This window comes from Arthrobacter alkaliphilus (genome assembly GCF_021483235.1).
In the GTDB taxonomy this organism is placed as follows: Bacteria; Actinomycetota; Actinomycetes; order Actinomycetales; family Micrococcaceae; genus Arthrobacter; species Arthrobacter alkaliphilus.
In genome coordinates this window covers 149,132-169,657 of sequence record NZ_JAKEEC010000003.1, presented here as the reverse complement: position 1 = coordinate 169,657, position 20,526 = coordinate 149,132, and the positions used below count along the sequence as shown (strand labels likewise).

Annotated in this window: 21 protein-coding genes and 1 tRNA gene; 16 read left to right on the top strand and 6 right to left on the bottom strand. The window is 62.9% G+C overall.

Annotation, left to right across the window (positions count from 1 at the left end):
• The first annotated feature begins 4 nt into the window (after positions 1-4).
• Together L0B83_RS04260 and L0B83_RS04255 are read left to right on the top strand one after the other, a co-directional pair.
• Complete coding sequence (locus L0B83_RS04260; protein WP_268820594.1) at positions 5-805, top strand: SDR family oxidoreductase; 801 nt, start codon at positions 5-7, stop codon at positions 803-805.
• A gap of 28 nt (positions 806-833) precedes the next feature.
• A tRNA-Ala gene (locus L0B83_RS04255) sits at positions 834-906 on the top strand.
• Between the two features lie 300 nt (positions 907-1,206).
• Here L0B83_RS04255 and L0B83_RS04250 read toward each other — a convergent pair.
• On the bottom strand, positions 1,207-2,190 hold the full coding sequence (locus tag L0B83_RS04250) for a LacI family DNA-binding transcriptional regulator (protein WP_234757168.1): 984 nt from the start codon (positions 2,188-2,190) through the stop codon (positions 1,207-1,209).
• A gap of 205 nt (positions 2,191-2,395) precedes the next feature.
• Here L0B83_RS04250 and L0B83_RS04245 point away from each other — a divergent pair, with 205 nt between their 5' ends.
• The 9 genes from L0B83_RS04245 to L0B83_RS04205 all read left to right on the top strand — a co-directional run bounded on the left by L0B83_RS04245 (position 2,396) and on the right by L0B83_RS04205 (position 10,916).
• Positions 2,396-3,565: a Gfo/Idh/MocA family protein gene (locus tag L0B83_RS04245; RefSeq protein ID WP_234757167.1), complete on the top strand. Its 1,170-nt coding sequence runs from the start codon at positions 2,396-2,398 to the stop codon at positions 3,563-3,565.
• A 22-nt stretch (positions 3,566-3,587) separates the two neighbouring features.
• Positions 3,588-4,673: a Gfo/Idh/MocA family protein gene (locus L0B83_RS04240; protein ID WP_234757166.1), complete on the top strand. Its 1,086-nt coding sequence runs from the start codon at positions 3,588-3,590 to the stop codon at positions 4,671-4,673.
• 23 nt (positions 4,674-4,696) lie between these two features.
• Complete coding sequence (gene manD / locus L0B83_RS04235; RefSeq protein WP_234757165.1) at positions 4,697-5,908, top strand: D-mannonate dehydratase ManD; 1,212 nt, start codon at positions 4,697-4,699, stop codon at positions 5,906-5,908.
• 5 nt (positions 5,909-5,913) lie between these two features.
• A complete protein-coding gene (locus L0B83_RS04230) occupies positions 5,914-6,885 on the top strand; it encodes a sugar kinase (RefSeq protein WP_234757164.1) in 972 nt (323 codons plus the stop codon).
• Positions 6,878-7,519, top strand: a complete 642-nt coding sequence (eda, locus tag L0B83_RS04225; protein ID WP_234757163.1) for a bifunctional 4-hydroxy-2-oxoglutarate aldolase/2-dehydro-3-deoxy-phosphogluconate aldolase — start codon at positions 6,878-6,880, stop codon at positions 7,517-7,519. The genes L0B83_RS04230 and eda overlap by 8 nt, the downstream gene beginning before the upstream one ends.
• Positions 7,520-7,604: 85 nt before the next feature.
• Complete coding sequence (locus tag L0B83_RS04220; protein ID WP_234757162.1) at positions 7,605-8,912, top strand: ABC transporter substrate-binding protein; 1,308 nt, start codon at positions 7,605-7,607, stop codon at positions 8,910-8,912.
• Entirely contained in the window at positions 8,912-9,823 is a 912-nt protein-coding gene (locus L0B83_RS04215) for a carbohydrate ABC transporter permease (RefSeq protein ID WP_234757161.1), read from the top strand. The genes L0B83_RS04220 and L0B83_RS04215 overlap by 1 nt, the downstream gene beginning before the upstream one ends.
• On the top strand, positions 9,820-10,710 hold the full coding sequence (locus tag L0B83_RS04210; protein WP_234757160.1) for a carbohydrate ABC transporter permease: 891 nt from the start codon (positions 9,820-9,822) through the stop codon (positions 10,708-10,710). Before L0B83_RS04215 ends, L0B83_RS04210 begins: the two co-directional genes overlap by 4 nt.
• Before the next feature lie 41 nt (positions 10,711-10,751).
• Positions 10,752-10,916: a hypothetical protein gene (locus L0B83_RS04205; RefSeq protein ID WP_234757159.1), complete on the top strand. Its 165-nt coding sequence runs from the start codon at positions 10,752-10,754 to the stop codon at positions 10,914-10,916.
• A gap of 16 nt (positions 10,917-10,932) precedes the next feature.
• Here the strand turns inward: L0B83_RS04205 and L0B83_RS04200 are convergent, their stop codons facing one another.
• Together L0B83_RS04200 and L0B83_RS04195 are read right to left on the bottom strand one after the other, a co-directional pair.
• Positions 10,933-11,148, bottom strand: a complete 216-nt coding sequence (locus L0B83_RS04200) for a hypothetical protein (RefSeq protein ID WP_234757158.1) — start codon at positions 11,146-11,148, stop codon at positions 10,933-10,935.
• Between the two features lie 140 nt (positions 11,149-11,288).
• Positions 11,289-11,867, bottom strand: coding sequence for a dihydrofolate reductase family protein (locus L0B83_RS04195; protein WP_234757157.1), 579 nt, complete (start codon positions 11,865-11,867; stop codon positions 11,289-11,291).
• 98 nt (positions 11,868-11,965) lie between these two features.
• Between L0B83_RS04195 and L0B83_RS04190 the strand changes: the two genes are divergently transcribed.
• Positions 11,966-12,319, top strand: coding sequence for a TraR/DksA family transcriptional regulator (locus tag L0B83_RS04190; protein ID WP_234757156.1), 354 nt, complete (start codon positions 11,966-11,968; stop codon positions 12,317-12,319).
• A gap of 45 nt (positions 12,320-12,364) precedes the next feature.
• Here L0B83_RS04190 and L0B83_RS04185 read toward each other — a convergent pair whose 3' ends face one another.
• Positions 12,365-13,429 carry a DUF2795 domain-containing protein gene (locus L0B83_RS04185; RefSeq protein WP_234757155.1) on the bottom strand — a complete coding sequence of 355 codons (1,065 nt, stop codon included), beginning with the start codon at positions 13,427-13,429 and terminating at the stop codon, positions 12,365-12,367.
• Positions 13,430-13,660: 231 nt separating this feature from the next.
• Between L0B83_RS04185 and L0B83_RS04180 the strand changes: the two genes are divergently transcribed.
• Complete coding sequence (locus tag L0B83_RS04180) at positions 13,661-14,971, top strand: Nramp family divalent metal transporter (protein ID WP_234757154.1); 1,311 nt, start codon at positions 13,661-13,663, stop codon at positions 14,969-14,971.
• Between the two features lie 192 nt (positions 14,972-15,163).
• Complete coding sequence (locus L0B83_RS04175) at positions 15,164-15,529, top strand: hypothetical protein (RefSeq protein WP_234757153.1); 366 nt, start codon at positions 15,164-15,166, stop codon at positions 15,527-15,529.
• A gap of 42 nt (positions 15,530-15,571) precedes the next feature.
• On the opposite strand, the gene L0B83_RS04170 is transcribed toward L0B83_RS04175, so the two are convergent.
• Positions 15,572-17,308 (bottom strand): putative bifunctional diguanylate cyclase/phosphodiesterase, encoded by a 1,737-nt coding sequence (locus L0B83_RS04170; protein WP_234757152.1) that lies wholly within the window; start codon positions 17,306-17,308, stop codon positions 15,572-15,574.
• 146 nt (positions 17,309-17,454) lie between these two features.
• Here L0B83_RS04170 and L0B83_RS04165 point away from each other — a divergent pair, with 146 nt between their 5' ends.
• Positions 17,455-17,766, top strand: coding sequence for a thioredoxin family protein (locus L0B83_RS04165; RefSeq protein WP_234757151.1), 312 nt, complete (start codon positions 17,455-17,457; stop codon positions 17,764-17,766).
• A gap of 1,056 nt (positions 17,767-18,822) precedes the next feature.
• Here L0B83_RS04165 and L0B83_RS04160 read toward each other — a convergent pair.
• Complete coding sequence (locus L0B83_RS04160) at positions 18,823-19,263, bottom strand: VOC family protein (RefSeq protein ID WP_234757150.1); 441 nt, start codon at positions 19,261-19,263, stop codon at positions 18,823-18,825.
• Positions 19,264-19,368: 105 nt separating this feature from the next.
• Between L0B83_RS04160 and L0B83_RS04155 the strand changes: the two genes are divergently transcribed.
• Complete coding sequence (locus L0B83_RS04155) at positions 19,369-20,505, top strand: App1 family protein phosphatidate phosphatase (RefSeq protein ID WP_234757149.1); 1,137 nt, start codon at positions 19,369-19,371, stop codon at positions 20,503-20,505.
• Positions 20,506-20,526 lie beyond the last annotated feature (21 nt).

Genomic DNA, 20,526 nt, shown 5'->3' with positions numbered 1-20,526 from the left:
TTCCTTGCCTACAGTCTGCGTCGCAGGTGGCACGGGGCAAGTGGGCCGTGAAGTAGTCCGTTTGGCGCTCGACGCCGGACTGGACGTGACGGTGCTGAGCCGCCGCCCGCCGTCGGGCACCTCGCAGTCGCGTCACGACGGCGCCCGCTACTTCCAGGCTGATGTCACCACAGGCACCGGGCTGGCAGAAGCCCTCCGCGGGGCCGACGTCGTGATCGATTGTTTGGAAGGGCGGTCCGGCAAGGCCCGCAGGAATTTCGCCGACGGCGGCGCGCGCCTGCTCGCGGCGGCCGCTGCGGCGGATGTCCGCAGGGCGGTTCTTCCCTCGATCATTAACTGCGATCAGAGTGGCGCGGCGTTTTATGTCTCCAAAGCGGACAAGGAGCGGGTCTACGCACGTTCGCCGCTTGAGACAGTTGTTGTCCGGGCCACCCAGTTCCACAGCCTCATGACCGAGGTTTTCGAAGCGGGGGCCAAAATTCGCCTCATCCCGGTCTTCAAAGGGGCGCGCTTCCAGACCATCTCGCCAACCGACGTCGCTTCCGTGTTGCTTGACGAAGCGCTGGGGGAGTCATCCCCGGAGCGGCACCGGGTCCGGACCATCGGAGGGCCGGAGATCCGGACGATGCGCGAACTCGCCGAGGTTTGGCGCAACTCCCTGGGACTTCGCGGACGAATTATCGAACTGCCGCTGCCCGGAGCGATGGGAAAATTCCTCCGGAACGGGCTTAACCTCATTCCGGAGCAGCGCCTCGGAACCGAGACGTTCGAGGCCTGGTTGGCGAAGCGCGAAGAAAGTTTGTAGCCTAGGGTCTGGCAACGTCAGTTGACCAGGGGCTATAGCTCAGTTGGTAGAGCGCTTCGTTCGCATCGAAGAGGTCAGGAGTTCGAATCTCCTTAGCTCCACAGAAAAAGGCCCTCCGGCCAGCGGAAACGCTGAGTGGGAGGGCCTTTTGTTATCAAGACGGGAAGACCACACGGAAACCACACGTTTTCGCCGAAAAACCCGTTCGTCGGTGATGGTCCCTCCGGGATGTTGGAATGCGGTTGCGCCGGCACATCGCGCCGGCCGACTAACGGTTGCTACATCGGGACCCTCGACGAGGGGTTGAATCGCACTCAAGGATGACTTGCGATGGCCCACGTTCCAGGTTCCCGGCGGCCTGACCTTCGACCGCCGCGGGGACTTTGACTAAAGCCGCCCCGCTAAGGGAAGTCGCCGGTGGACTCACGCCAGATGATGCGTTGCAGTCCTCCTTCGGGAGCGGGTTCCGGCTCACCTCGCAGGGCGGCAACTAGTCGCTGAACTGATCGGGAACCAAGCCTTTGGTAGTCCAAGGAGACAGTAGTAATTGACGGGACTTGGAGTGCGCTGGAATCCAAGTCGTCCCACCCTGTGACGAAAAGATCGCCAGGTACTGTCCATCCCCGCTCCAGCGCGCCACGAACCACCCCGGTGGCGACCAAATCGTTGGACGCTATGACTGCCAGGGGAGCGGCCCCCTCGGGAAGATCGCGAATTGCGTTGAGCCCTGACTCTCCTGACCAATCTCCTTCGATGACGCCCACGGATTGGAGCCCGAGTTTTTCGACGGTCATGAGGTAGGCATCCCGGCGCGCCCTGGCCGAACGGTAGTCCAACGCTCCGGTGATGTGGAGGAACTGCCGGTGGCCGCGCGATGCCAGTTCTTCCATCATGGTGACAAGAGGTGCGGGGTCAGTGAGGTCCCCGGACACTTTCATATCGTCATCGAACTCGGCCAGGGACAAGAGGGTCGCTCCGTCCTCGTTGGACGGGCCTGGTTGCACCGGCGCGAAAGACAGCACTCCTTCAAACTGGCCGGAGTAGACGATCTCATCGAGGCGTTGTTGCCTGGCGCGCAAGTCGCCCGGGAGTGTCTGGAACTCGATGGTGTAGCCGGCCTTTTGGGCTGCCTGGGTTGCCCCGGCAAGGATTTTGGACGCAAACCAGGTGGTGGTCGGCAGCACCAGGGCCAACCGGCCGGTGCGCTGCGTCCGCATGGAGCGCGCCGCCAGGTTTGGGCGATACCGCAACTCTTCGGCGACCTTAAGCACACGCTCACGTGTTGCTTGTGAGATACCCGGCCGCCCTGTCAGGACGTTTGAGACCGTGGACTGCGACACTCCCGCCCGCGCGGCGACGTCACGGCTGGTTGGAACTCGACCCATGCAGCTTCTCCTGCCAGTTATCGATCTGCCTCTTGACGCTTTAGTGATCTTGGTCTCATACTAGCAGATACGTATTACTAATACGTACCACAAGGACGTGTTGGTCTCGTGAAAGCCCCCATTTCAAGGCAACTTAAGGCACCAGGGGTCCCATGGCACTTCGTGGGCTGCTCCTGTTTTGCTTCACGGAGAGAGAGACGAGCGAATGCTCAAAATCGGAATCATCGGCACCGGAGGAATCGCGGATGCCCACATTCGCGGATATCTGGAGTTCCCCGGCGAATGCGAAATAGTCGCGCTGGCGGACATCCATCCCGGGAAGGCGGCGAAAAAGGCAGAAGCGTTCGGCCTGGTTGACGCCGCGACCTATGATGACCCCGCAGAACTCATCGCTGCCGGCCGACTCGATCTGATCAGTATTGCCACCCCGCCCAGCAGCCATGCCGAACTCTCTATCGCGGCGTTGGATGCTGGCGTCAACGTGCTGGTCGAAAAGCCCATGGCACCGTCCCTTGAAGAATGCGACGCGATGCTCGCCGCGCAGAAGCGGTCCGGAAAGGTTCTGTCCGTGGTCGCACAAAACCGCTTCCGCGACGATATGGCCATCCTCAAGGAAGCGGTCGTGTCCGGCCTCATCGGCTCTGTGTCGCATATGCGTATCGACTCCGCCTGGTGGCGTGGCCTGCCGTACTACGACTTGTGGTGGCGGGGAACGTGGGAATCCGAGGGCGGCGGGTGCACGCTCAACCATGCCATCCACCACATTGACCTGACCTTGTGGCTGATGGGCAGGCCCAGCCAGGCCGTCGCCATGATCACCAACGCGCAGCACGACAACGCCGAGGTAGAGGATCTCTCCGTCGCGATCCTCAAGTACGGACGCGGTTTGGCGCAACTGACCAGCTCTGTCGTGCACCACGGCGAGGAGCAGGAGATTGTTATCCAGGGTGAATACGCGCGGATCTCGCAGCCATGGCGCGTCACCGCCGAAGTATCCCAGCCCAACGGATTCCCCCGCGAGGGCGGCAACCCCGTACTCGTCGACAAACTGAACGCGCTGGCCGACGCCCATGTTCCGCTCGCTCATCAAGGCCACGCCGGGCAGATCGGCGACGTGATGGCGGCTATCCGTGCCGGACACGCGCCCACCGCGGACGGTATCGACGGCCGCAACGCCGTCGAGATCGTTACTGCGATCTACAAAGCCGGCATCGAGCACGAAGTTGTCGACCTGCCACTGGGCGCTGACGACCCGTACTACCGGGCCGGCGGTCTGCTCCAACGTGCCCCGCACTTTTACGAAAAACGAGAGTCCGTAAGGGAACTCACCGGCGACATCATCGTAGGCGCCGCGACAAGCACGGCCTCCGACTGACCGAACGAGAGAAAGTCTCAAGATGCCCAACTCCGACGGCGCCACGTATGCGCCCGCTCCCATGCCCCAACCCTTAGTCAAACCCGGGGAATTCATTTTCGCGGCTGCGCACCTGCACCACGGACACATATACGCGATGACCGAAGGTCTGCTCGGTGCCGGAGGCACACTCAAATGGGTTTACGACGCCGATCCAGCCAGAGTTGCCGCGTTTCGTGCGAAATTCCCCGACGTCCAGGTCGCTGCCAGCGAGGCCCAGCTCCTCAACGACCCGGAGGTGCGGTTGGTCGCCAGCGCTGCCATTACCTCCGAACGCGCTGCGATTGGACTGCGCGTCATCGAGGCAGGAAAAGACTACTTCACCGACAAAGCACCCTTGACAACGCTCGAGCAGCTCGACGCCGTCCGTGAAGCCACGGCCCGGACCGGCCGGAAATATGCGGTGTACTACTCCGAACGCATCCACGTCGAAGCGGCCGTCCTCGCCGGGCAGCTCATTGAGCGAGGCGCCATAGGCGCCGTCCTGCAGGTCACCAGCCTCGGCCCGCACCGGATCGGCGCCCCGGGCTCCCGACCGGACTGGTTCTACGACAGGGACCAGTTCGGCGGAATCCTCTGCGACATCGGCAGCCACAACTTCGAGCAGATGCTGTACTTCACAGGGGCCACGGATGCCGAAGTCGTCAGCGCAACCGTTGCCAACTACTCACATCCAGAACACTCCGCGTTCGAAGATTTCGGTGACGCGCACATCGTCATGAACAACGGAAGCACCGGCTTCGTCCGCGTTGACTGGTTCACGCCCGACGGCCTGCGCACCTGGGGCGATGGTCGAACCATCATTCTCGGCACGGACGGCTACATCGAATTGCGCAAGTACATCAACATCGCAACCGACGACGGCGCCGACAACCTGTTCCTGGTGAACAAGGACGGCGAACAGCACATCAATGCAACCGGCCGCGTGGGCTACCCGTTCTTCGGCGCGCTGATTCGTGACTGCCTGGACCGCACCGAGACCGCGATGACGCAGGAGCACGCCCTCAAAGCCGCGGAAATCAGTGTCAAGGCGCAGCTGGCGGCAAGAGTTCTAACGCCCGCCAGATGACAAACGGACAAAGGACCTAAGCAGTGAAAATCACCGACGCACGGGTTGTGGTTTCGTCGCCTGGACGGAACTACGTGACGCTCGTTATTGAAACCGAGGACGGAATCACCGGCATCGGCGACGCAACCCTCAACGGCCGGGAACTCGCCGTCGCGTCTTATCTCTCGGAGCACTTGTGCCCGTTGCTGATTGGACGCGACGCCCGCCGGATCGAGGACACCTGGCAGTACTTCTACAAGGGCGCCTACTGGCGCCGGGGCCCGGTGACCATGACCGCGATCGCCGCGATCGACGTCGCCCTCTGGGACATCAAGGGCAAGGCCGCGGGCATGCCCGTCTACGAACTCCTGGGCGGCGCGGCCCGTGAAGGCGTGATGGTGTACGGCCACGCCAGCGGCGCCACCCTGGAGGATCTCAGTGCAGACTTCCAGCACCACCTGGACCTCGGCTACAAGGCAATCCGGGCCCAGGCAGCCGTGCCCGGCCTGGACAAGACCTACGGCATCGCGCCAGTGGACGGAAAACTCTACGAGCCCGCCAGCAGCAACGTGCCGCAGGAGGACACGTGGGAAACCACGGCATATCTAGACTTCGCCCCGAAGATGATGGCGCACGTCCGGGAGCAGTTCGGCTACGGGGTCCATGTCCTGCACGATGTCCACCACAGGCTGACGCCCATCGAGGCCGGGCGGCTGGGCAGCTCGCTCGAGCAGTACCGGCCGTTCTGGATCGAGGACCCGACGCCGGCCGAGGACCAGTCGGCGTTCCGGCTGATCCGCCAGCACACCACCACACCCATCGCGGTCGGCGAGGTGTTCAACTCCATCTGGGACTGCCAGCAGCTCATCACCGAACGCCTGATCGACTACATCCGCACCTCGGTCTCGCATGCCGGCGGCATCACGCACCTGCGCCGGATCTTTTCCCTCGCCGACCTCTACGGCGTCCGTTCCGGCTCGCACGGTGCCGGCGACCTGTCCCCGGTGTCCTTCGCCGCCGCCCTCCACGTGGACATGTCCATCCCCAACTTCGGCATCCAGGAATACATGGGCCACCGCGACCCGGCCAGCGAGGTCTTCACTACTTCCTACACGTTCAACGACGGGTACATGCACCCCGGCGACGCGCCCGGCCTGGGCGTGGAGTTCAACGAAGAAGCCGCCGCACGCTTCCCCTTCGAGCCCAAATACCTGCCGGTGAACCGGCGCCTTGACGGATCGGTGCACGACTGGTGAACGGCATGCAGAACACTTTCGACGTGGTGGTGATGGGGGAGACCCTCGTCGAAGTCGCCACGGACCTGCCCTTCGGCCATGGCGTTCCGGCGCGGCTGGGCATCTCCGGTGACGCGCTCAACGTCGCCGCGGCAGCAGCCGCAGCCGGCGCCAGGGTGGGCCTGCTGTCTGTGCTGAGCGACGACGAGCTGGGCCGCGCCATCGCCGCCCGGGTCGCGGAACTCGGCATCTCCACGGCGCTCTTGACGTTCCGCCGCGGGCAGCAGGGCGTTTACCTGGTGCACAGCGATCCCGACGGCGAACGTGAGTTCTCCTACGCCCGCACCGGCAGCGTCGGGTCAACGCTCGGACCGGACGACGTCGACCCGGCAGTCTTCAAGGCGGCCGGAGCCGTGGTGGCCGGCGGGATTGCCTGTGCCATTTCGACGACGTCACGCGCCGCCGTCGTCAAGGCTGCCTCCCTTGCGCATCGATTCGTCTACGATCCCAACTTCCGTCCCCGCCTTACCACCGCGGAAAGTGCGACGGCGGCCCTCACCGAACTGGCACCGCTGGCCTTCTTGGTCACACCGTCCTTCCCCGGCGAGACAAGTGCGCTGCTGGGTGCAGGCTCCCCGGAGGAGGTCGCCGGCCGGCTCCGCTCGCTGGGCACGGCGAACGTCGCCGTGACGTGCGGCGCCAAGGGGGTCCAGCTCGATGCGGACGGAGTGTCCGCCTGGGTCCCCGCCATTCCCGCGCCCTCCGTGGTGGACCAAACCGGCGCAGGGGACGCCTTCGTAGGGACAACGACCGCCCGCCTGGTGCTCGGGGACGACTTCCCGACGGCGGCGCGTTACGGCGCTGCCGCTTCCTCCTTGGTGGTGGGCGGCAAGGGCGGCACAGGCTTCATCCCGACGTTCGAGCAAACCCGTGCGCACGCCGCAGGGAACTTTGACAACAGGCTCACGAGCCTGCGAAAGGAGACCAACCATGGCTGACGCGACCAGCGTCCTTCACGTGTCCCCGGTCATCCCGGTCGTCACCATCGCAGACCCGCAGCACGCCGTTCCGGTGGCCCGGGCATTGATTGACGGCGGCGTCGGCGTCATCGAACTCACGCTGCGGACCGACTCCGCGCTCACCTCGCTGAAACTCATCGCCGAGGAAGTGCCGGACATCCTGGTCGGCGCGGGCACCATCCTGACCCCCGGTCAGGCGGAAGCCGCAGTTGCCGCTGGTGCGCAGTTCCTGGTCAGTCCCGGCGTCACGCCTTTTTTGCTGGACCACATGCTGCAACTCGACATTCCAGTGCTTCCCGGAGTGGCGACCGTCGGCGAAGTGATGACTGTGCTGGAACGTGGCCTGAAGGCCCTGAAGTTCTTCCCCGCCGGCCCAGCCGGCGGCCCGGAGTACCTCGCCGCCATCGGAGCGCCCCTACCGGACGTGCTGTTTTGCCCGACGGGCGGGGTAAGCCTTGAATCCGCGCCCGGGTACTTGTCGCTCACAAATGTCGCCTGCGTCGGGGGCAGCTGGCTCACACCGCGCGCAGCCATGGAGAACAACGACTGGGAAAAGGTGACGAACCTGGCACGGGAAGCGTCCGGGCTCACGAGGACCCGACTGCGCCACTAATGTGCCGCTCCCTTTTATAAGCATCGCCATATCAGTATCGCCCGAGGGGCGACCATCATCGAGGAGGATGTAAGTGGTTAAGAAAATGCGAACAACAGCACGTTTGCTGGCAGGGCTTGCCGCCGTCGGAATGCTTGCTGCATGTGCACCGGGACAGGTCGAAGGCCAGGGCGCGGCCGCGGGGCCGTCCGCTGTGCAGAGTGTGGATCCGGCACAGTTTGCGGGTAAGACCCTCAACTACGTTTACTTCACTGATGGGCCGGACGCGGAGGCGACCGCCCAGCTCATCTCGAAGTTCGAGGAAAAGTACAAAGTCAAGGTAAACCTGGAGACCTTGCCCTACAAGGACCTCGTGACCTCGGTCCAGGCCAGGCTCTCCGGTGGGAATGCTCCCGACGTCGTTAGGCTGACAGGTTTGACCGACTTCCGCGACGACCTCCTGGACCTGCGCAGCTACCTTGGCCAAGACTATGCCAAGGAATTCCTCCCCGGACCCGCGGTCGGCGCAACCGGCCAGGATGGCAAGATGCTTGCCGTCCCGTCCGACCTGACGCTCAACGGCCCGTTCGTCAACGTGGACATGTTCAAGAAGGCCGGCGTCAGCCTACCCGATCCCGAGAAGCCGTGGACCTGGAAGGAAATGATCGACGCTGCCACCAAGGTGCAGAAGGCAACTGGCTCACAGTACGCCTTTGCTATGGATAAGTCCGGACACCGACTCTCGACGATCCTCAACGAGTACGGCACGGCACTGGTCGCAAACGGAAAGTCCGCGCTGGATACTGAGAAAGCGAAACAGGCACTGACGCCCCTTATCGACATGATGCGTGACAACCGGATGCCCCGGGACTTCTGGCTCGGCTCGGGATCCCGCTACTCGGGTGCCAACGAAATCTTCCTCGCACAGGATGCCCCGGTCTACCTCTCCGGCAACTGGCAGGTGGGTCAGTTCGCCAAGAACGCCAAGTTTGAGTGGGCCGCCGCCCCCAACCCGTGCGCTGATAAGTGCGGTGGTTTCCCGGGTGGCAAGTACATGGCTGCCCTTCAAAAGAGCAAGAACCCTGCGCTCGCAGCGGAGTTCATCCGGTTCATGAACACGACCGAAAACCAGGCAACCTTCATCAAAGCCGGAGGCTTCCTGCCCACGCGTAAAGACCTGTCTGAAAAAGGTGTTGCGTATCCGGCCCGTCAAGCGGACATGGACGTCTTCCTGAAAGACCTGGCGCGTACTCCCGAGCTTGGATACGCCGCCAACTCTGATCCGGCTTTCACTGGTTCTGCCACTGAGCTCGTCAATGCAGTGTCCGACGTCGTAGGTGGAAAGAAAGACTTGTCGACAGCGGTGTCAGACCTGCAGAAGAAGACCCAATCCCTCGTACAGGAACTGCACTAATGGCAGCAATACAAGCCTCGCCACGCCTTCGGCAGCGCAAGGCGTCGTTGAAGATGCGTCTGGTTCCCTATCTCTTCCTGCTGCCGAACATGGCGATCTTTGGCCTCTTCACCGTTTGGCCGGCTATCAACGGCTTCAACATCTCGATGTACTCCTCGTCCAACGGCCGCACGTTCCGGTGGGAGGGCGCCGGCAACTACCAGCGCATCCTCACGGACGAGGATTTTTGGGGCATCGTCAGGAACACGGTCGTTTATGCTCTGTCCTTCGTCGTATTGTCTGTTGTGCTGGGCGTGATGCTGGCCGTCCTTGTTGACCAGCAGCGGCGGGGCCGGACCTTCTTCCGGTCGGTGTTCTTCGTCCCCGTCTTGATCTCGCCCGTCGTCGCCGGCCTGGTGTGGAACTGGATGCTTGAGCGCCAAAACGGCCTCATCAACACCTTCCTGCGCTCCTTCGGAATACCGGAGGTCCCGTGGTTGGTGGATAACAACCTCGCCATGGTCGTCGTCATTGGCGTCGGGACATGGATGCAGGTGGGTTTCTACATGCTTATCCTTCTGGCCGGTCTGCAAAGTATCGACCCGTCGGTGTACGAGGCGGCAAAAATTGATGGTGCGTCACGCTGGCGGCAGTTCATCAGCCTCACGTTCCCGTTGCTGCAGCCCAGCATCCTCGTCGTCGTCGTACTTGCCACGATTCACGGGTTCCAAGCATTTGATTTCATCTACACGTTGACAGGCGGCGGCCCTGTGGGCGCAACGACGCTCATCGTTCAGTACATCTACGAAAATGGCTTCGTCTCGCCCATCCGGTACGGCGTCGCTTCAGCCGGCAGCGTCCTGCTGTTCTGTGCAATATTCGCGCTGACCATCGTCAACTGGATGATCGGCCGCAAAAGGGAGGCAGCATGAGCAACAGCACCGTAACCGAAAGCGCTCCCGAGATCGCTCCGTCCAAAACGTGGACGTCCACGGGCCGGAGGAAGGTCACCTCGACGGACGCATTGAGGGTAGTCATCCTGGTGACGTCAGCCCTGCTCGCCCTCATCCCCATCGTGTGGCTCGTTCTCGGGTCGTTCAAGACACCGGCGGAACTCTCCAAGCGGCCGCCCACGCTATTGCCCGAGTCCTGGGGGCTTTCGAATTACACGGAGGCTATGACCCGGTTCAATTTCCCCTTGTACCTGACCAACAGCGTCATCGTAACCCTCGGCGCGACGTTGCTTACCTTGGCCATCAACTCCATGGCCGCCTACGCCTTGGCGAAGTACAACTTCCGGGGGAAAAACGGGCTGTTCCTTCTGACCCTCGCCACCATCATGATCCCACTGCAGGTCATCTTGCTCCCTGTGTACCAGGTTGTGGCGTCCCTGGGCCTGGTCAATACACTCTGGGGTCTCATCATCCCCGCAGCAGCCACGCCAACCGGGGTGTTCATACTGCGGCAGTACATGCTCTCGATTCCCGACGAGCTCATAGAAGCAGCGCGGGTGGATGGGGCAGGGGAGTTCCGCGTCTTTGTCCGGATCGTTCTTCCGATGTGCCGGCCGGCGCTTGCCGTCGTCGCCATCCTGTCCATCATGTGGCGGTGGAACGATTTCCTGTGGCCCCTGGTGGTTGCCCAAAGCGAGTCTGTCTACACCCTGCCGGTTGCCCTCGCCCGGTTCACGGCTGAGGAAACCGTTCCTTTCAACCTCATCATCGCCATGAGCGTGGTGACGGTTCTGCCCGTGATCATTCTCTTCCTGTTCTTCCAACGGCAAATCGTCACCGGCATTGCCAACACGGGCATCAAGTAACCGAACGCCCATTCCCCGGAACTAACTTTCAAAGGACCAAAATGAACAGCCCAACGGTGCTCGAAAAGAGCCTCATCATCCATGTGCCGGAGAATCAGCAGACGGTAACAGTCCGGCTGGAAATCGAAACCTCCTGCACGTGTGCAAATCAACGCGTTCAGGTGGCAGGCTCATATATTGATGCCGAACCGCCCAAGCGGTCCTGAAGCGCATAACCGCGTCTTAACGGAGGGCTTCGCGGATTTCCGCCGCGATGAGGCGGCGTGCGTCTTCCTCCAAGTCCAGGTTCAGGATTGCGTTCAGCGCCCGCGCCATCTTGGGGGCCGCGAGAAGGAGTTCGGAGAGCTCCGGGTCACCGGTAAGGTCGAGGGCAGCGAGGGTTGTTGGTGTGAGCCGGTCGCTGACGTGGCGGTTGCTTAGGACGGCGGAGACAGTCATTGCGTTCCTTTGCTGAAGACATGATGCGTACCGGTTCCAGCATGGGATGGCAAGGTTGCTTGGTGATTGCGACGAGATGATCGTTCGGTATCGGTTGCCCGCTGTTTGTCGATAATTCCCGACTGGTCGTCTTTTGGTCGTTAGTCCAGGATGCTCAGGCGCCTCGTCTCGTACCTGGTCATGACGACGCCACCGGGAAATGTCCGCGTCTCCACCAGGTTCAGGTTCACCCACTTGTCCAGCGCGGCGAAGAAGGGCGTGCCGCCGCCCACCAGAACCGGATGGGTCACCAGAACGTACTCATCGATGAGCCCGGCTTGCATGGCCGCCCCGGCAAGCGTTGCGCCGCCGACGCTCATCGGGCCGCCATCTTCGGCCTTGAGCCGTGTGATTTCGCCGATCGCGTCGCCCGTGACCAGGCGGGTGTTCCAGTCGAGCTTCTCGATCGTAGAGGAGAACACCACTTTCGGCGTGTCCCGCCAGTTCCGCGCGAACTCGATCTGCGCCGGGGTGGCGTTGGGTTGCTGGTCGCCGGTGGGCCAGTAGGAGCTCATGGTCTGCCACAGCTTGCGCCCGTAGAGCGACAGACTGCTCGCCCGCTCCTGCTCGAGCCACCATTGGAAGAGCTCGTCGCTCGGCCCGCTCCAACCAATGTCATCGCCGACCGCGGCGATGTAGCCGTCCAACGTCAGGTTCATGCCGTAGATGAGTTTTCGCACAGCGCCAGCCTCCATACGTGGTTACCCAACTTATCGACCGGTGCGAAGGTTTGCCCGCCGGTGGCAGTGTCCGGACGTCCGCGGTAACCTTGCAGACCATGGAAAATGTAGAGCGGTTCCGGCAGCTGCTCGAGGAAGAGCGGGGCCGCAAGCAGGCCCTCCTCAGCTCCCTCCGCCAGGACATCGTCTCAGTGAATGCGGCCCGGGAGGGGTCCAATGTCGACGACGAACACGATCCCGAAGGCAGCACGATCGCGTTCGAGCTTTCCCAGGCCTCGGCGCTGTTGGAGCGGAGCAGGTCCGGGCTCGAGCAAGTCGAGGCCGCGCTGCAGCGGATCGCCGATAGAAGCTACGGAACGTGCGCGGTGTGCGGTTCCGCCATTTCGGAAGGACGGCTCGAGGCAAGGCCGTGGACGCCGTTCTGCATTAACCACGCCTCCGGCAGGCGCTGACTGCATGAGCCCTGGATTCCGGCGTCCCGGCCCGCGGCTGGCCCCTTACGTGCCGGAGATTGCTTCGCTCACGTCAGTGGGCCTGCCGTATTCCTTGTCTGGCAGTTTTTCCAATGCGGAAATGACGTTGTCGTCGGCTCCGGATTCCTTGGCACGCGCGATGAGCGTCTCCCGGTTTGCGGGATAGTCGATGCCACCGAGGAATTTCTGGATCTGGATCGGGTTTGGAACGTCGTTCATGACGGATGTTTCCTTTCCTTTCGGGTATTCGTTGTATGCCTGGACGCTGCGGTCCGGGATTGTGGTCGGCGCCTCCAAGTGGACGGCACCGGACGGCAGGATTCCGGCCCCGCCGTACTTCTCCATGACCCGCCACTGCGCCAAAACGTCCTCGCCGGCATGGGTGGGTGGAATGTCTGTCCAGAAGCCGAAGCCGCCTACTTCCTTCAGCGCGGATGTGCGGTACATGACGCATCCTCCAAGCCACGCGATCCGATAGGCGAGCCACTGGCCTGCCCGTATTCCGAGGTCGGCGCTCAAATGGACCAGGTTGGCCGCGCTATGCAGGGGCCAACGCTGGAAGGCAGCGGTATCCGGAGTGATCCGTTCGGGCTGAACCGGCCCTGTCCAGGGGGAGAAGCTGGTTGCTCGTTCGGGCCTTTTGTCGGCTATATACGAAAGCCCTTGAGGGGCCATGCCGACGAACCCGCACCCCAGTTGTCCCAATGCTTCATCGAGTCGTTTCAGGCTCTCCGGCTCAAGCCATACGTCGTCGTCGAGGAAGAGGACGTTCTCCGCGGTGGCGTGATCGAGCATGAATTGGCGGTGTTCCGCCATTCCATTTCTCGGCACGTGCCGAAGGAGTTCAACCACGCGCCCCTGCGCCTTCAGGACCCGGACCATCGCCGCCACCGCGGGCGATTCCCACGCCACGGTGTTGGATGATTGGTCGCTGATGACAACCCGGAAGTCCGGGTCGGATTGTGCGGCCAGTCCGGCCAGGGTTACGGCGAGTTCCTCCGGGCGTTCGTATGTAGGGATGAGGATGTCTACTGCGGCGCCGCGGGCGGTCCCGTCGGCAACGCCCCAATGGGATGACGGACGGAGCATCGCAACTCTCCTTACGGGCTTGCGTCGATGTGCGTTGTCACGTGCTTGCGGCTTTCGGGTCACGATCCCTGCAGTTCGGCTGGCCGGTGACTCAGTCCCAGATAATAAGCGTACTGATCATTTTTGAACGTGAAAAGCCTCCGAAGGAGCGGATTACCTTCAATTTCGGACGACCGGCGAGGCCTCTTTGCCCTAAGCTGTAAGGATCATCAGTATGCTTAGTATCTACCGGTGGGAGGTGTTGTGCGTGCCAAACGCTCACTCCTGAAGCGATTCTTCGGCATCCTTGGCCCGGGTTTGGTGACCGGAGCTGCAGACGACGATCCTTCGGGCATCGCCACCTACGCCCAGGCAGGGGCGGCGTTCTCCTACGGGATGCTCTGGACCGTTCCGGTCACCTTGCCGCTCATGATGGGCGTCCAGGAGATTTGTGACCGCACGGCCCTCGCCACGGGTGACAGCCTGGGAACCTTGGCACGGCGTCGGTTTGACCGCCAACCGCGCATTGTGATCGGCATCCTGACAGTCGCCTTACTTGGGGCAAACACTATGAGTTCAGCGGCTGACCTCATGGCGGTGGGGCAGGGGATGCAGATGCTCGGCGCAGGTCCTGATCAGCTGTGGACTGCGCTGGCCGGCATCGGCATAACCGTCGCCCTGGTGGCTGGCCGATTTTCGGTCATGGCGAAGATCTTCAAGTGGCTTTGCCTTACGCTTCTCGCCTACGTGTGCGTCCTGTTCGTCTCGGATATCGACTGGCGGGACGTCCTCGCGGGCCTGCTGGGACTGGACTTCCGATTCAGCCTCGACTATTTGGGCTTCATAGTCGCTGTTTTGGGTACCACGATCTCGCCCTATCTGTTCTTCTGGCAGAGCGCACACCGGGTTGAGGAGCTTCGGGAAGAGAACGACGACGGCGACGATGCGGTCAGCTTGGAGGCCCGGCCCGTGTCCTCCGCGAACAACAAGTTACGTGCCGCGCGGGCAGATGTCTTCATAGGCATGTTCTTTTCCGTGCTGGTGATGTTCTCGATCATTGCTGCGACCGCCGCGACGGTCGGGAAACACGGCGGCCAGATCAGTTCAGCCGCCGATGCGGCGAGGGCGCTGGAGCCGATCGTCGGTCCAGCGGCGAAGTTCCTCTTCGCGGCGGGTTTCGTGGGATCCGGCGTCCTGGGTGTCCCCGTCTTGGCCGGCTCGGCTTCTGCCGGTCTGGCAGGTCTCTGGGGTAAGCAGTGGGGTATTGACCGCAGTGTCCGGCGCGCCCCTGTCTTCTATACCCTCCTCGGCGTTGCGACCCTTGGCGGAGTGCTCATCACGTTCTTTGTCGAAGACCCGATCCAGCTCCTCATTCTGAGCGCCATCGTCAACGGCGTGGCCGCAGCCCCGTTCCTCATCGTCACAATGCTGATCTCGGGAGATCGAAAGATCATGGGCGAATACCGCAACGGAAAGCTTGCCGCCGCGCTCGGGTGGGGAACCACGGCCATCATGGTGGTCACTGGTTGCACCGGCATCTGGGTCGCGATCGCGGGAAGCTGAGCCGATACGCCAGGGCATGAACCCCGATCTTTCACCACCATGTCATGTGTTGTTCGGAGAGCGTTGGCCGATCTCACCGGGGTGGGCCCGAGAATTGAAGGATCCGGTGAGCACGGCCGGGCGCCTGGGGCACGAAATCATGGTGGACAGTTACCACGTCGTGGCGGGCGTGGAGAGCTATCGGAGGCCCTGATGATTGACGACCGCGAACGGGCAATCGCCTATGTCACCGGACGGCTAAGCACGTCGTCCAAGGCCCGGTTGATCAAGGAGATGGACACCGGCCGGCTTGTCGTGATGAGTGGGGATGTGAGCGAGGACCGCATTCATGTCTACGACCTCCAAACCCGGGGATACGTCGCAGGGAGCAAATCAGCGGGCAGGTGGAACCTGTTTCACGCCGTTGATAACGCAACAATTGAGCTCATCCCAACCGAACCGGGACGGTTCGCCGGCCTGGACCATTCATCGGGCCGATGGTTTGCCGTCACGGTGACAGGCAAAATCTCCGTAGTCAAGGACCTCGTTCCCGGACGGTCCCGCCGATACTCGCTCTGAGGCCCGGGCCGCAGTTTCAGTGGGGGCCGCGGTTGCCGATGGTCATCGGCTGCAGGTGGCCGCCGGGACGTCGACAGGGGCTACCGGGCGTGAGATCAGGTAGCCCTGGGCTGTGTCGCAGGCCATGCCGCGCAATGCGGCGAGTTGAGTGTTTCGCTCAACACCTTCGGCGGTCGTTTTGACTCCCGCGGCTTGCAGGACGTGGATAAGTCCGTTGACGATGGCCGCGGCACGTTCGTCCGTATCGATTTCGTCGATAAAGGACTTGGCGATCTTGACGGTCGTCAAGGGAAGGGCGCGAAGCAGCGCGAGGGTGGAGTAGTCGGTCCCGTAGTCATCGAGGGCTACCCCGACACCGGTGTCGATCAGTTGCTGAAGTTGCGCCGCGGCCCCGGACTTGTCCGTGATTGCCGTTCCTTCGGTGATTTCGACCTCCAGGAGGTTTGCAGGGACGCCGTGCTTGTCCAATGCGCCGAGGACCTCGGCGACCAGCGTTCCCGACGCCAACTGAAGGGGAGAAACGTTGACGGCGACTCTCAGCGGCGTCCCGGCGTCGGACCACAGCCGTGCCTGCCCGCAGGCTTGGTCGATGACCCAGGCGCCGATCCTGAGAATTTCCCCGGTATGTTCGGCGACGGGAATGAATTCGGAAGGCGGGACCTGGCCCAGTTCGGGATCCGTCCAGCGCACGAGGGCTTCGACGCCGTGATCCTCCCCGGTAGCCAGGTCGCGGAGCGGCTGGTACTGCAGGCTCAACGTGCCCTCCCGAAGTGCGCCCGGAAGGCGGCGGCGGATCAGGGCCTCGCGGGCGAAGCCGCCGACGTCCACCGCAGGGCAGATCCGACCGACGCGGCGTTTTCCCGCCTGTTTGGCGTTGAGCATCGCACCGTCAGCGTGGCGCAGGACTGCCTCGAGCCGACTCAAGGCACCCTCGTCCGTGACATCACTCGCCATCGCCAGGCCGACCGTGGCCGTTACGTCCAGGTGCTGGCCGTCGACGACGAAATGCTCGTCCATGCACTCCAGCACCCGGTCGGCAACGGCTCCGGCCTCGGCTTCGTCCACACCGACCAGCAACACCGCGAATTCGTCCCCGCCAAGCCGGACCACGGTGTCTTCGTCCCGGACGCATCCTGTAAGGCGGGCGGCGAATTCGGCGAGCACGATGTCTCCGGCACGGTGCCCGAAAGTGTCGTTGACGCCCTTGAAGTCGTCCAAATCGATGAAGAGGATCCCGATCCGGGAGCGGTCTGTATTGCGGGTTAGGGCTGGCGCTTCAAGCTCGAGCATGCGCCTGTTGGGCAGCCCTGTGAGCGGATCGTGCAGGGAAGCATGCCGGAAGACGGCCGACAGGCCTTCGAAAACTTCCGAGACCGGCACGATCCGCGGTGCGCCCTCGCCGACAACGAGCAGGTCCTGGTAGCGGCTCGCTTCGGGCCGCTCCAGGATGACCGCGACGGCCTCGGACATTCCGAGCCGATCCGAGACCGAGAAATGGGATGCGCCGAGCATGTCCGCGGCCGTCGCCCGGGCATGCAGCGCCCGGCCGAACCCCAGACGGCCCGACATCTTGTATTCCAGTTGGTTCCGGCTCAACAACGCAGGGCCGGAAGGGGAATCGACAACCACTCCGCGCAGGCTGCTGTCAGCCCTGAAAAGTTCATCAACGTCAAGCGCCTGGGTGGAACCCGGCAGAACAATTGCCTCAAACCCGAGCTCACCCAATACCAGCGCATTCTGCTGGCTATACGGCATCGCATTGCATTCAGTGTCCCTCACCGACTGTTAATATCACGCCTTGGACCCTGAATGGATGCATCTTTCATGACTGTGGAATGAACAATGGGCGGCAGTAAATCAGCGCGGTCATGGAAACAACCCTTTGGGCCCCCGAAGCACGAGGCTCAAAAGAGGAGAATGTACCCATGAACATCGAAGTGCTTCATATCAGCGACTGTCCGAATACCGATGAAGCAGCCCGGCGTTTGGGCGCGGCTCTGACTGCCTTGGGGCACGGAGGCACGGCGGTCAGGATGCGGTTGATGGAATCCGCGAAGGACACGGTCGGGACCGCGTTCGCAGGATCACCGACGATCACTTTCAATGGGACCGACATCTTTCCCGACAGGGCACCGGCCCAGGAGCTCGCTTGCCGGGTCTACCGCACTCCGCTCGGCCTGGCTGGCGTGCCGAGCATTGACCAAATCAAGGACGCCCTCACGAGCAGCGGTATCTGAGGAACACCAACACTTGCGGGCCACGGCCCGGGCCTTGATATTGCTCTCGCCCGGATGTCGGATTCTGCTCAATCATTCGAATGGGCAATTGCCGAGCCCGCCGAATCACGGGACCGGCAATGGCGACGAAGGGAACGGTCCAGCAGAATCCGACCGCGTTCCTTATGAGTTCCAGTGGTAGTGGCCGTTCTTGTCCGGGCCTTTGCCTCCGCATGTGTAGATGTTCCCTGCGGCGGAAATTCCTTGCATTCCAACCTCTGCGTTGGGGCAGAAAGCGCCGGGGATCACCCCTTGCACCAAGTTCGTGGCCGGGGCTGGCGCTGGAGCGGGAGGGACGGGGGCTGGCGCTGGAGCGGGAGGAACGGGGACCGGAACTGGTGCGGGGGCCGGAGGCGCTGGCGGAACGACGGGTGCCGCAGGCGGCGCGGGTACCACTGCGGCTGTGGTTGGCTCTGGGGAAACGGTCCGGGTGGGAGACGGTGTCGGCGTTGGAGTGGGGGACGCGCTGGGTGAGGCGGCTCGGCTCGAGGTCGGAGTATCCGAAGGCGACGGGCTCGGACTTGCCAATGTTGGAGCTGGAGCAGTAGAGGGCTGGCTTGAGCTGGGAGGCTGCACATGCGAAACCGGCGCAATGGACGTGGCAGCGGCGGCCCCGCCCACAGCGACGAAACCGATGACCAGGCTTCCCGCAAATGCCGCGATGCCTATCTTGCGGCTTGGGAGATGGGCCCATGACCGCCTTCCGGTGACCATTGTGTACAAGGCCGTGACGATGAGGAAAAGGAAAAGGAACAGGAGCCACACTGCGGGAGCGCCTGTGGTACAGGCCAAAATAAACAACAGGAATGTAGCGGCCAGGCCCACTTTGGTCGAGGCGCCTAGAGATCGAATGGTTTTCAAGTTATCCCCCAAATTATGCGAGGGCCTGGCTAGGCCGCTCGCAATTAATAAGTCCACTTATTAGTACACGATGAAAGTGGTAATGCATAAAATGAAATTGCCCCGATATGTCGCGCCGCAGACCCTCCGCTATGAAGGAACGCCCGGTGCTCTGCCTCAGCTGAGCCGCTCAGCCAATGCCACGATGATTCCCTCTGGACCGCGCACGTAGGCCATGCGCCAAGCGCCCTCGTACTCGCCGATGCCGCCGACCAGTCCATATCCTTCCGAAGCGAGCCGATCGATCCGTGCGTGAAGATCGTCGACTTCGAAGGACAGACTCCGTAGCCCGAGTTGGTTGGCCATGGCGGCGGGCGATCCGGGCTGCGGGGCCGGCCTGACGAAGCTGGACAGCTCCACCCCTGTTCCGCCACCTGGCGTCCGCAACATGACGATCTCAGTACGGGAGTCCGGGAGCGCCGTGACCGTATCGATGAACTCGCCTTCCACGAACGTCCGGCCTTCGACCTCAAGCCCGAGGCCCACGAAGAACGCCGTTACGCGGTCGAGGTCCTGGACGGTGACGCCGACGTGGTCGAACCGTAGGATGCGCGACATGGGAGAACCTCCAGGTGTTGGCTTGCACAGCTCAGACGGAGCCTACCGCGGACTCTGCGGCGGATCCACGCCGGGACAAAGCAGTGACCATGTCAGACTGGACATATGTGTGCCCTCCCTGCGAAACCGAGCGCTCTGTCCAACAGCGTTGAGAACGGGGGCCCGACGTCGTCGAGCGGCGCGGGCCGCCATCTGGCGCTGAGGATCGACGATGCCTGGCTCAGATTCCAGACGCGTCTCGCGATCCGGCGCGGCCGGGTAGTGACCGTCATCCCTTATACCGGTTACGGCACCACTTCCTGGGTCCGGGTTTTGGCGCGCATCGTCCGAAGTGAACCGCAGGATTGCGGCAGCGGCGGCCAGGAAGGTGCGCTCAAACCGCTGAAGGACGGCATACGCGGCTGGCGCAATTTCACGAGCGCGCCCGTGGCGAACGCCAGCGTGCGGGTGACGATTGCGGGTACGGTGCACGAGGTTGAAGCCGACCGCGGCGGTGTGGTCGACGCGCGTATCCCGGCAGCCCTCGACGCCGGCTGGCACACAGTCACCCTGCAATCCGGCGGATCCAGCATCGTGGAAGCCCCGGTGCAAATTGTTGCGGACGACGCACACTTTGGTGTGGTCTCCGACATTGACGACACCGTGATGGTCACGGCCCTGCCGCGCCCTTTCCTGGCCGCCTGGAATACGTTCGTGCTGGATGAGCATGCGAGAACCCCGACGCCCGGCATGGCGGTGTTGTATGAACGGATTGTGGGTACCGAGCCCTCGGCCCCCGTGGTTTACCTGTCGACCGGAGCGTGGAACGTGGCTCCAACGCTGTCGCGCTTCCTGTCCCGCAATCTGTATCCGGCCGGTCCGAAGCTCCTGACCGATTGGGGTCCCACCCCGGATCGCTGGTTCCGCAGCGGCCAGGAGCACAAGAGGACCTCGTTGGAACGCCTCGCGGCGGAGTTCCCCGGCGTCAAGTGGCTGCTGGTTGGCGACGATGGACAGCACGACGAGGCGATCTACGCCGAGTTCGCCCAACGCCATCCGCAGAACGTGCGGGCAATCGCCATCCGCCAGCTTTCCGTCGGGGAAGCGGTGCTGGCAGGCGGGCGGTCCAAGTCTTCAGCGCCGCCCACCCCGGGGATCCCTTGGATCTACTCTCCGGACGGTGCGGGGATGTCTGCCCAGCTCGAACAGCTAGGCATCATCCGGCGCAGCGTGCGGTCCGCCGACATGCCGGAGACGCCGTAGGGACCATCCGAGCGACCCCTG

Bases quoted from the DNA above. Each gene is read 5' to 3' on its own strand.
- L0B83_RS04190 (WP_234757156.1), top strand. From the start codon at position 11,966: ATGGAAAATGTAGAGCGGTTCCGGCAGCTGCTCGAGGAAGAGCGGGGC.
- L0B83_RS04215 (WP_234757161.1), top strand. From the start codon at position 8,912: ATGGCAGCAATACAAGCCTCGCCACGCCTTCGGCAGCGCAAGGCGTCG.
- L0B83_RS04210 (WP_234757160.1), top strand. From the start codon at position 9,820: ATGAGCAACAGCACCGTAACCGAAAGCGCTCCCGAGATCGCTCCGTCC.
- eda (WP_234757163.1), top strand. From the start codon at position 6,878: ATGGCTGACGCGACCAGCGTCCTTCACGTGTCCCCGGTCATCCCGGTC.
- L0B83_RS04175 (WP_234757153.1), top strand. From the start codon at position 15,164: ATGATTGACGACCGCGAACGGGCAATCGCCTATGTCACCGGACGGCTA.
- L0B83_RS04165 (WP_234757151.1), top strand. From the start codon at position 17,455: ATGAACATCGAAGTGCTTCATATCAGCGACTGTCCGAATACCGATGAA.
- L0B83_RS04230 (WP_234757164.1), top strand. From the start codon at position 5,914: ATGCAGAACACTTTCGACGTGGTGGTGATGGGGGAGACCCTCGTCGAA.
- L0B83_RS04245 (WP_234757167.1), top strand. From the start codon at position 2,396: ATGCTCAAAATCGGAATCATCGGCACCGGAGGAATCGCGGATGCCCAC.
- L0B83_RS04160 (WP_234757150.1), bottom strand. From the start codon at position 19,263: ATGTCGCGCATCCTACGGTTCGACCACGTCGGCGTCACCGTCCAGGAC.
- L0B83_RS04155 (WP_234757149.1), top strand. From the start codon at position 19,369: ATGTGTGCCCTCCCTGCGAAACCGAGCGCTCTGTCCAACAGCGTTGAG.
- L0B83_RS04205 (WP_234757159.1), top strand. From the start codon at position 10,752: ATGAACAGCCCAACGGTGCTCGAAAAGAGCCTCATCATCCATGTGCCG.
- L0B83_RS04185 (WP_234757155.1), bottom strand. From the start codon at position 13,429: ATGCTCCGTCCGTCATCCCATTGGGGCGTTGCCGACGGGACCGCCCGC.
- L0B83_RS04200 (WP_234757158.1), bottom strand. From the start codon at position 11,148: ATGACTGTCTCCGCCGTCCTAAGCAACCGCCACGTCAGCGACCGGCTC.
- L0B83_RS04250 (WP_234757168.1), bottom strand. From the start codon at position 2,190: ATGGGTCGAGTTCCAACCAGCCGTGACGTCGCCGCGCGGGCGGGAGTG.
- L0B83_RS04220 (WP_234757162.1), top strand. From the start codon at position 7,605: ATGCGAACAACAGCACGTTTGCTGGCAGGGCTTGCCGCCGTCGGAATG.
- L0B83_RS04240 (WP_234757166.1), top strand. From the start codon at position 3,588: ATGCCCAACTCCGACGGCGCCACGTATGCGCCCGCTCCCATGCCCCAA.